Annotated in this window: 7 protein-coding genes and 1 pseudogene; 2 read left to right on the top strand and 6 right to left on the bottom strand. The window is 69.3% G+C overall.

What is annotated here, in order from left to right; genetic code table 11:
* A pseudogene (locus tag ACJ73U_RS08515) lies at positions 1–371 on the bottom strand (2,3-diaminopropionate biosynthesis protein SbnB); the annotation flags it as partial.
* Positions 372–377: 6 nt separating this feature from the next.
* Positions 378–1,379 carry a 2,3-diaminopropionate biosynthesis protein SbnA gene (sbnA, locus tag ACJ73U_RS08510; RefSeq protein ID WP_407776993.1) on the bottom strand — a complete coding sequence of 334 codons (1,002 nt, stop codon included), beginning with the start codon at positions 1,377–1,379 and terminating at the stop codon, positions 378–380.
* Positions 1,380–1,574: 195 nt separating this feature from the next.
* On the opposite strand from sbnA, the gene ACJ73U_RS08505 reads away from it, so the two are divergent.
* Positions 1,575–2,927, top strand: coding sequence for a condensation domain-containing protein (locus ACJ73U_RS08505; RefSeq protein WP_407776992.1), 1,353 nt, complete (start codon positions 1,575–1,577; stop codon positions 2,925–2,927).
* A 9-nt stretch (positions 2,928–2,936) separates the two neighbouring features.
* Positions 2,937–3,878 (top strand): aminoacyl--tRNA ligase-related protein, encoded by a 942-nt coding sequence (locus ACJ73U_RS08500; protein ID WP_407776991.1) that lies wholly within the window; start codon positions 2,937–2,939, stop codon positions 3,876–3,878.
* 31 nt (positions 3,879–3,909) lie between these two features.
* On the opposite strand, the gene ACJ73U_RS08495 is transcribed toward ACJ73U_RS08500, so the two are convergent.
* From ACJ73U_RS08495 to ACJ73U_RS08480, 4 genes are all read right to left on the bottom strand, one after another.
* Positions 3,910–5,169: a helix-turn-helix domain-containing protein gene (locus ACJ73U_RS08495; protein WP_407776990.1), complete on the bottom strand. Its 1,260-nt coding sequence runs from the start codon at positions 5,167–5,169 to the stop codon at positions 3,910–3,912.
* A 5-nt stretch (positions 5,170–5,174) separates the two neighbouring features.
* Entirely contained in the window at positions 5,175–6,962 is a 1,788-nt protein-coding gene (locus ACJ73U_RS08490) for an ABC transporter ATP-binding protein (RefSeq protein ID WP_407776989.1), read from the bottom strand.
* Positions 6,955–8,727, bottom strand: a complete 1,773-nt coding sequence (locus ACJ73U_RS08485) for an ABC transporter ATP-binding protein (protein ID WP_407776988.1) — start codon at positions 8,725–8,727, stop codon at positions 6,955–6,957. The genes ACJ73U_RS08490 and ACJ73U_RS08485 overlap by 8 nt, the downstream gene beginning before the upstream one ends.
* 241 nt (positions 8,728–8,968) lie before the next feature.
* A partial coding sequence (locus ACJ73U_RS08480; protein WP_407776987.1) for a condensation domain-containing protein occupies positions 8,969–9,665 on the bottom strand: 697 nt, incomplete at its 5' end.

Raw genomic sequence — 9,665 nt, 5'->3', positions numbered from 1 at the left:
AGCACGGCCGAGGCCGCGGTCCGCGCCGCGCTGATCTGCGCCGCCTCGAGGCAGGCTGTCGGGTACCCGGTATCGAAGTCGTTGAGCAGCAGGACAGCCGACGCGCGTGGGATGTTCCTGCGCACGTTGTCCGGGAAACTGCCGATCCACTTGATGCCCGCGGTGCCCGGTTCGCCGCGCAGCAGGGCGGGCAGTGCGATGATCCGCGCGTTCGGTTTCTCGGGAAAGCGCAGGAAGTAGCTGTTCGGGTTGATCGTCTCCCCGCGGTGGTGTGCGAGGTACGTGTCCCGTACGCACGTGACGATCTCGGCTCGCGACTTCTCGATGATCGCCCGGATGTCCTTGCCGCCCATGACGTGGAAGGTGAACATCGGCGCTCAGCTCCTTGTGCCGGTGAGTTCGGGACCGCCGGCGACCGCAAGGGGCTCGGCGAGGCATTCCGGGCCGAAGACCTCGGTCACCCAGGCGTCGTCGTAGATCGTCCTGGCGTATCGGTCGCCGAAATCGGGGGAGATGCCGACCACGCATGAGCCGGCCGGCAGATCCTGTGCTCGGCGCAGGATCGCCGACATCACCGTGCCGGTCGAACCGCCTGCGAACAGCCCGTACCGCGCGGCGAGCCATCGGCAGGTCCGGACCGCGTCGGATTCTGGCACGACGATCATCTCGTCCACCAGCTCCGGGTGGAAGAGCTCCGGTGGTTTGCTTGCGCCGACCCCCGGGATGTGTCTGGGGCCCGGCATGTGCCCGAAGCTGACCGAACCGAGTGTGTCGACCGCGACGATCGTGGTGTCCGGGGACACCTCGCGGAAGTGGTTGATGCACCCGGTCAGCGTCCCGGATGTGCCGATCCCGACGAACAGGTAGTCTACTTTGGACAGCTCGGCCGTGATCGCCCGCGCCGTGTACTGGTCGTGCACGCGCCAGTTCGCCGGATTGGTGTACTGGTTCAGCCACACCAGCGCGGGGTCCGCACTGATGCGCTGCTCGATGTAGGCGATCCGGCTGCCGAGGTAGCCGCCCGCGGTGTCCCGCCGGTCCACCTCGACGACCTCAGCCCCCAACGCCGACATGATGTCCCGGCTCAGGGACGAGATGTTCGGGTCGGTGACGCAGATGAACCGGTACCCCTTGTCGGCCAGCATCATGGCGAGCGCGATGCCGAGGCCACCGGAGGACGACTCGATGACGGTCGCACCCGGCTGGAGGACCCCCCGTCGTTCCGCGTCCTCCACCATGCTCACGGCGGACTTCAACTTGATCGACCCGGCGGGGTTGAGGCCCTCCAGTTTCAGGTACACATCATGTCTCGGGCTCGCCCTGTCGAGATGAAGAAAGACATCGTCGACGACGATCTCGTAAGCGTGTTCGTATATCACCGATGTCAACCTCGAACTCGACGAGTGTTCTGGCCGGCCCACAATCCGACGGTAGGTCCCGGTGCACCGCGGGTACAGGCAACAGGATCGGCAAGCGGTAGGCAGGATGTTGCCGCTCGCTTTCCTGTGCCCGGCCCGAAAGATGTGTCGTACTTGGTCCTGCCAGCCGGATTCAGGCGAGCGAGATGGAAACGAATGCGTCCTGAGATGACTCTGCCGGCGACCGCGCGTACGGGCGTCCACGAGCTGACCGTCGGGCAGGAGGCGTTGTGGTTCATGCAGCGGCTTGCCCCGGAAAGCAGCGCGTACAACGTTTCCGGGGCGCTGAACCTGCATTTCGCGGTCGACGTCGAGTTGCTCACCTCGGCCGTCCAGCGGGCGGTGTCCCGGCACAGCATGCTGAACTGCCTGTTCCAGCTCGCCGGCCAGGAGGTCCGCAGACGCTCTGGTGCGGCCATAGGCGCCGATCCCGTGCTCAACCTGCACAACGTGGCCGAGAACGACCGGGAGGTCGGTGAGCTCGCGGCGACGGTCGCACGTCGCCCCTTCCGGCTCGACCGCGAGCCGCCGATCCGAGTGGCGTTGGTGCGCAGGAAGAACGACCCGGACGTCCTGCTGGTCGTCGCGCACCACATCGTCGCGGACAACATCTCCCAGGTACTGGTACTCCGGGAGATCCTCGACGAATACGCGGCCCTGTCGGCGGGCACCACCCACACCTCCGAGGACACCGGGGAAGGGTTCGACGAGTTCGTGCGCAGGCAACGGAAGTTCCTCTCCTCGCACCGGGCGGCAGCCGCGCGCGACCACTGGCGCGACGAGCTGGCCGGCCTGCCGGACAGCGGCGGGCCGCCGACCGACCGGCCCCGGCCGCCGACGTACCGGTTCACCGGGGCGGAGGTCGACTTCATGCTCCCGCCGGACGTGTTCGCCGGTGCCGGCGAGGCCGCCGCGGCGGAGGGCTCGTCTCTGTTCGTCTACCTGTTCGCGGTGTTCCAGCTGCTGCTGCACAGATTCAGTGGACAGACCGACCTTCTCGTCGGCTATCCGGTGACGATGCGGCTGAACCGGCGCTTCCAGAACGCGATCGGGTACTTCGTCAACCTGCTCCCGCAACGCGTGCGGATCGAGCAGGACGACTCGTTCGGCACAGTGCTTCACCGTACCGCCGGGAAGACGTGGCGCGGACTGCTGCACCGGGAGTACCCGTACCCGCTGATGCCGCGGCTGATAGACGCCAGGCCGGACCCGAGCAGAGCCGGGCTCATCGAGACGATGTTCGTGATGACCGGCGGCCCGGCGAACGATTCGTTGTCCGCGCCGGTCCTGCCGGGCAGGCGGGACACGTACGCCGGGCTGACCGTGTCGGAGTTCTACCTTCCACAGCAGCAGGGCCAGTTCGACCTGACCCTGCAGGTGCTGTGGCACGGCTCCGCCGCCAGGGCCCTCATGAAGTACAACACCTCGCTGTTCACCGCGGACACGGCGCACGGTCTGGCCCGCGAGTACCTCGACCTGCTGCGATCCGCGATCCGCGGTCGAATCTGAGGAAGGAACGTGATCGGGACGATGACGGAGACGACGGCGGAGACGACGGCGGTACGCGGGCAGGAGGGGACGGCGGCCACCGGCCGTGACCTCCCCGACGAGGCGACGGCGCGGCTCGTCGCCGGTGGCTGGGTGCTGCCCACCGCGGTGCCGGGCCTGCTGTGCCACACGGCGAAGTTCGAGGCAGTCCTCGCGCGGTTGCAAGCCGTGCTGACCGCGGCCGACCCGTCGGCGTCGCCGGGCCCGGTCTGGTACCCACCGGTGGCGCCCCGCGCGGACATCGATCGTGCCCAGTACGCGGAGGCGTTCCCGCACCTCCTTGGTAGCGTGCACGCGCTGGAGCCCGACGGCGAGCCCGCCGGCCTCGACCTGTCCGACGACAGTGCTCGCCGACCCGCCGACGTCGTGCTGGCGCCGGCAGTCTGCTACGGCGTGTACCCCCTGCTCGCCGACAGCGTCATCACCGAGCCGGTCTTCTGCGACGTGGCGGGCACCTGTTACCGCCACGAGGCGACCAGCGAACTCGGTCGCTACCGGTCGTTCCGGATGCGCGAGTTCGTCACGGTGTGCGGTGAGACAGCGGCGCCGCTGTGGCGGGACTCGTGGATCACCCGCTGCGAGAAGCTCTTCGGCGAGGTTGGCCTGACCGTCTCGGTCGAGCCGGCCAGCGACCCGTTCTTCGGCCCGGGCGGCCGGTTCATGAAGACCAGCCAGATCCAGCAGAACCTCAAGTTCGAGTTCGTCGTGCCGGTGCGTGCCGATGACGCGGGCACGGCCATCGCCTCGGCCAACTGCCACAAGGAGCACCTGGGGGAGCGGTTCGCCATCCGCTTCGCCGACCGCGGCTGGGCACACAGCTCGTGTATGGCGTTCGGCCTGGAACGGATCATGCTGGCGCTGATCCACGCACATGGTGACACGCTCGCCGACTGGCCTGACGCGCTGGCCTGATCGCGCCACTACAGGATCCGGGGGAGCCCCGTCATGCGGTCTGGTCGGTCAGGCAACCTGGTTGACCGATCACTTCCGCTACGTACGGCGCGAGGTGGTAGCGGTACCGGTCGTCGGGGTCGGTGAGGATGAGCGACAGCTCCAGCAGATCCGAAAGGAGCGTGAACGGGCCGGCCGTCGTGGATGCCGGTGCCTGGTGGCCCGTCAGCGCTACCACGTGGTCCATCGTGAACCGGTGCACGGGCATGGCCGCGATCCGGGCCAGCAGCCCGCGGTGCTCGTCACTGAGCAGGTCCAGGTTCCACCGGATGCTGTCGGCCACCGATCGCTGGTGCGGCAACAGGGCGTGGTCGTTGGACGAGAGCATCTCCAGGCCGGGACCGTGCGTCAGTAGGTGCCTGAGCGGGATGGCGCGCATGCGTTCCGCGGCGAACTCGAGATAGCGCGGCACGCCGCCCAGTCGTCTGCACAGTTCGGTGACCAGCTTGACGTCCTTGGTCAGGTCGACCGCGGCCCACGCGTCGCTGCTGACGTGCCGCAGCACCAGCTCCACCGCCGGCTCGTGGGCCAGCGGGTGGATCTCCCGGTTGACACCCATCCGCTCTGTCAGCCTGCGGCGGGTCGTGACCAGCACGTGCGTGCGCGGGAACGTGCCGAGCAGCTCCTTGGCGGCCGCGGTGACACCGTCCGGGAGGTGCTCGGCGTTGTCGAGCACCACCAGCGCGTTGGTGTCCGGGTTCCCGGGCCCCGGCGTGCCGGACTCGGCGTCCCGGCAGAGGTGCTGGCGCACGCGGTGCAGGACCGTCGCCGCCCGGCTGCCCCGGGCGCGCGTTTCCGGCACGAGGTCACCGAGTTCCACGACCACGACACCGTGCCGGAAGAAGGGGCCGACCTCCGCCGCGACGCTCAACGCGAACCGGGTCTTGCCCACCCCGCCCGCGCCGAACAGGGTCGTCAGCCGGTTCGTCCGCACCGTGTGTGCGAGGACCTCGTGATCCGACCGGTTCCCGACGACCGGGGAGCCGGGCGGCTGCGGACCGCGCCACCTGGCCCGGTCCAGCGTCCCCGGCGCCTGCCGCTCTCCCGGCATGCCGAGCGCGTGGGCCAGCAGGTCGATCGAGGACTGCCGCGGATTCTGGATGATGCCCAGCTCGAGGTTGCGGATGGTGCGCACGGACAGCCCGGACCGCTCGGCGAGCTTCTCCTGGGTCCACCCGCGCCGCTCCCGCAACTCCACGATCAGTCGCAGGTCCCAGGGCTGACGCCACCCGTTCAGCACGATCTGTCCCATGCCGGTCATCGGTAGCCCCGGGACTGCAGCTCATACAGCGCGGCGTACGTGCTATCGAGGGCCATCAGCTCCTGGTGGCTGCCGAACTCGGTCACTTTCCCGTCGTCCAGGACGACGATCAGGTCGGCCATACCGACCGTGGAGAACCGGTGGGACACCAGAAGGGTGATGGTGCCGCTGTCCCGGCCGTCCTGCGCGGCCCTCGCCAGGTTCTCGAACAGCGCGTGTTCGGTGTGCGCGTCCAGGGCCGCGGTGGGCTCGTCGAAGACGGCGAGCAGCGGGTCGGTCCGCATCAGGCCGCGGGCCAGCGCCAGCTTCTGCCACTGCCCACCGGACAGCTCGGCGCCGCCGTCCCATCGGGTGCCGAGCTGGGTCTCCAGCTCCTGCGGCAGGGCGGTGACGACGCTGGTCGCCCCGGCCCGCGCGACGGCGGTGCCGACGGCCTCGCGGTCGGTGATGCGGGGCAGGTCCCCGACGCCGACCGTCTCGCGGACCAGGAGCTCCAGCCGGGCGAAGTCCTGGAAGGCGCCGGCGCAGCGGGCCCGCCACTCCTCGACGCCGAACCGCGTCAGGTCCACCCCGTCGACCAGGATCTGGCCCGCATCCGGCCGGTAGAACCCGCACAGCAGCTTGACCAGGGTCGACTTGCCGGTGCCGTTGTCGCCGACGAGCGCGACGACCGTGCCAGGCGCGAGGCGCAGCGTTACGCCGTTCAGCACCTGGCTGTCTGAGCCCTCGTACCCGAAGTGGACGTCCCGCAGCTCGATCCCGGCGCGCAGCGCGGCGGGCACCGGCGCGGGCTCGGTCGTCGTGGTCGCACGTTCCTCCTCGGCGTACCGCTTGAGCCACATGAACCGCTTGCCGACCTTCATCACGAAGAGGAACGAGGTCCCGTACTCCACCGCGGTCCCCACCGTGGCGGCCATCAGCGCCGCGAGCCCCACCACGAGCACCAGGTCACCCACCGTGGCGTCGTGCGACATGACGAGGGCGAGGATCAGGGCGATCGCACCGATGTAGGCCATGGCGTTCACCGCGCCGTCGAGGACCTTCAGGCCGGCACCCTGCCAGCTCGCGCGGTTTCGCTTGCGCAGCACGGTGTCCGATATCCGGTGGTGCCGCTCGCCGAGCAGGGTCGCCAACCCATAGACACGCAGCTCGCCCGCGGTCGAGGGGGAGGTGGTCACCTCGAACAGGTGTCTGCGCAACCGTTCCGGCTCACTGGTCGCCTCCTGGGCCGCGACGGTGAGGTCGCGGCCGCGCTTGCCGAGCCAGAACGACAGCACAGCCAGGACGGGCATGCCAAGCAGGACGGGCGTGATCTGGGCCAGCAGCACAGTGGTCACGATCAGGATCGCGCCGACCCGCAGCAGGCCCGCGGTCGCGTTCACCATTCCCGGCAGCCGGTGGTGTTCCTCCCTGATCCGGTGGACCTGGTCGAGGTAGTCGGGATGTTCGTGATGCGCGAGCCCGCCGACGCCGCCGATCAGTCGCATCAGCCGCTCGTTGGCCAGCGCGGCCGCGCGTTCCTGGACGGTGAACAGGCAGTGCACGTAGTAGAAGACGGAGGCCAGCGCGGCGGCGACGGTGACCGCCAACAGCACGGAGGCCCAGATACCGACCGCGAGGTGGCCCGCGATCACCGAGTCCAGGATCACCTTGGCGCCAAGCGCGCCCACCGGCACGGAAACGGCGAAGACGATGCCGGTGACCAGCTGGGCCGCCGCGTGCCATGGCGCGGCCCGGAAACCGATCCCGATCAGCTCCGCGAACGTCCGCAACGTCTCACGCATGCCCAGCCTCCACGTCTGTCAGGTCCCGGTCCGCCTGGGGCTCGACGAACCGTGCCGCCTGCAGGGCGAACATCCTCGCGTACTGCCCGTCCAGGGCGATCAGTTCGTCGTGGGCGCCGTCCTCCGTGATCACGCCCTGGTCGAGCACGACTATCCGGTCGGCACAGCGCACCGTGGAGAAGCGGTGTGAGATCAGGATCGTGGTGAGGCCCGCGGTCAGTTCGAGGAACCGCTCGTAGATCTCGGCCTCGGCCCGCACGTCGAGTGCAGCCGTCGGCTCGTCGAGGATCAGCACACGCGCGCCGGCGTCCACCGCGAACAGCGTCCTTGCGAGCGCGATCCGCTGCCACTGCCCGCCGGACAGGTCGACCCCGCCGGAGTACTCCGGCGACAGCACCGTGTCCCAGCCGTGGGGGAGCCGGTCGATGAGCGGCAGGGCACCCGCGCGGTCGGCGGCATCGCGCAACCGGTCCTGGTCACCCGCGTGCCGCGGCGCGCCCATCCCGATGTTGTCGGCCACGGTCAGGTGGTACTTCGCGAAGTCCTGGAACAGCACGCCGATCCGGGCTCGCCAGGCGGCCGGATCGACACCGGCCAGGTCCTGCCCGTCCACCACGACGGTGCCGGCGGTCGGGGCGTAGAGCCCGCACAGGATCTTGACCAGTGAGCTCTTGCCAGCGCCGTTCTCACCGACGATGGCGAGCGACCGGCCGGCCTCGACGGTCAGGTCGACCTCGCGCAGCGCGTCCTGTTGGGTGCCGGGGTAGCGGAACTGGACGCCGGACAGCGTGATGTGCTCGGCGGGGAACCGTTCCGGCAGGGTTGCCAGGTTCCCGGCGTCCTGTCCGGACCCGAGCTGGGTGTCCAGGTCCCTCACCCTGGGCACCGCCGCCGCGGCGAAGGCGAGGTAGGCGTTCTGGTCGTCGAAGGCCGTGTAGCTGTTGGCCAGGGTCAGGGCCTGCATGAAGACCGCGAGCGCGGCCAGGTCGATGTCCTGGTTGACCGCGGCGACGACCAGTAGGCCGAAGGAGATCAGGTTGAGCACCGCGATGGTCCCGGCGGTCCCGAACACGACACGCGCACGGGGGCTGCGTTCCCGCCACACCGGCGCCATGGCGTCGTGCCAGGTCCGCGTGTACCGGTCGATCAGCCAGTCCAGCAGTCCCCAGACGCGGACCTCTTTGGCCGCCTGCCCGGTGATCGCCAGGTCCCGCAGGTACTCGGACCGCTGCAGCCCGGTGCTTCGCGCGAAGCCGAGCTGACCGACCCGGAAGTACTCGCGCTGCATGAAGTAGACGACGAGCGGCCAGGCCGCCAGCCACAGCAGGCCAAGCCACCAGTGGAACCACAGCAGTACCGCGGCCGCGGCGACCGCGCGCAACCACGCGGGCAGCACCGTCACCATCGCGATCACGGCCAGGCTGGGGCGGTCGTTGTCGTACATGCCGAGGCCGCGCACGGTTCGCAGGGCGGCCAGCACTTTCTGGTCGGTCAGGTGCGCGATCCCGGACGGCCTGCCCACCGCCGACATCACCTGTTCCTGCAGGTGCCGGTCGACCTCGCGGCCAAGTGTCTCGCCGAGCGCCGTCAGCACCGGGGTGGTGATGTGCTGGGCCAGCACCAGTGCGCTGACCGTGGCCAGCAGCACGAGCATCTGCCGTCCCGCTTCGGAGGAGGCCCCGCCCTCGACCGCGTCCGGTATCGAACCGATCAGCAGACCGGTGGTCATCGCGACCGCGATGGGGACCAGTGCCACCACCGCCATTCCCACGACGCTGATAAGGGCCTTCGTCCGGTTCACCCCGGGCAACAAGCGCAACAGCGCGAGAATTCCGCGGAGCGCGGGCGGCATGCCGAACTTTCTCAGCCTGGCTCGGACTGACCGCGACAAGTTATGCATGGGCTCACTATCGTCGGCGGCCTCGAACCGGGACAGGTGGCGTTGGTTGCCTGCGAAACGCAACAGGGAGGTGGGTTCTGGCCTTGGAGAGAGCCCTTTCCCGGTGCTAGGATGCCGTGCTTTCGTTCAGCAGTGCCAGCATGTGCTTCATGACCGCCGCCGCCCGGTCCTGTGCGATACCTCTGGTACGCAGGCAGAGTCTGAGCGTGGCGTCCTCCTCTGCGGCGCGCAGGGAACAGCCGGTCCTGACCGCCGAGGTCGGTTTCTCCCAGACGGGCTCGGTGGAGTCCGCGCGCTCGGCGATCTCCTGCCAGGGAAAGAAGTTGTACTCGCAGGTGGCCGTGTGACCCGCTGCCTCCGGCAGCGCGGCGACAGTGTCCACATCGTACATTCCGCGACGGTAGGCGGTCATCGCCGCGTAGTGCACCCGGGTGATGTGCTCGGCCAGGTCGTCGGCGGCGGTCACCGGGATCGGGACCGGTTGAACCACCGAGGACACGACGCTGCGCCAGCGGGGGTTGAACCGGTTCGAACACTCCGACTCGGCCACCAGACGTTCGACGCCGGTGACCTGAGCGATGGCGAGTGTGTAGACGGCCAGCACGACGCTGGACACCGAGGTCCTGGTCCTGGCCGCCAGGTCACGAGCGCGCCCGAGCGCCGCGCTGGACCGCAGGACGCACTGCAGTGCGCCGGTGTTTGCCGGATCCACACCGGGAAAACCCCGTCCGGCCGCGGCCGCGAACGTGTGTTCCCAGTGTTCGGCAGCCGCCGCCCAGACCCGCTGCTGTTCCGGGGCACGT

This window comes from Actinophytocola sp., from assembly GCF_045807065.1.
Lineage (GTDB): Bacteria > Actinomycetota > Actinomycetes > Mycobacteriales > Pseudonocardiaceae > Actinophytocola.
Note: the sequence above shows the minus strand (reverse complement) of the source record. Positions and strands in the feature narration are given on the sequence as shown.

What these genes read in the sequence shown, in the direction of transcription:
- ACJ73U_RS08505 (WP_407776992.1), top strand. Translation starts at nt 1,575, where the DNA reads ATGCGTCCTGAGATGACTCTGCCGGCGACCGCGCGTACGGGCGTCCAC.
- ACJ73U_RS08495 (WP_407776990.1), bottom strand. Translation starts at nt 5,169, where the DNA reads ATGGGACAGATCGTGCTGAACGGGTGGCGTCAGCCCTGGGACCTGCGA.
- ACJ73U_RS08490 (WP_407776989.1), bottom strand. Translation starts at nt 6,962, where the DNA reads ATGCGTGAGACGTTGCGGACGTTCGCGGAGCTGATCGGGATCGGTTTC.
- ACJ73U_RS08485 (WP_407776988.1), bottom strand. Translation starts at nt 8,727, where the DNA reads ATGGCGGTGGTGGCACTGGTCCCCATCGCGGTCGCGATGACCACCGGT.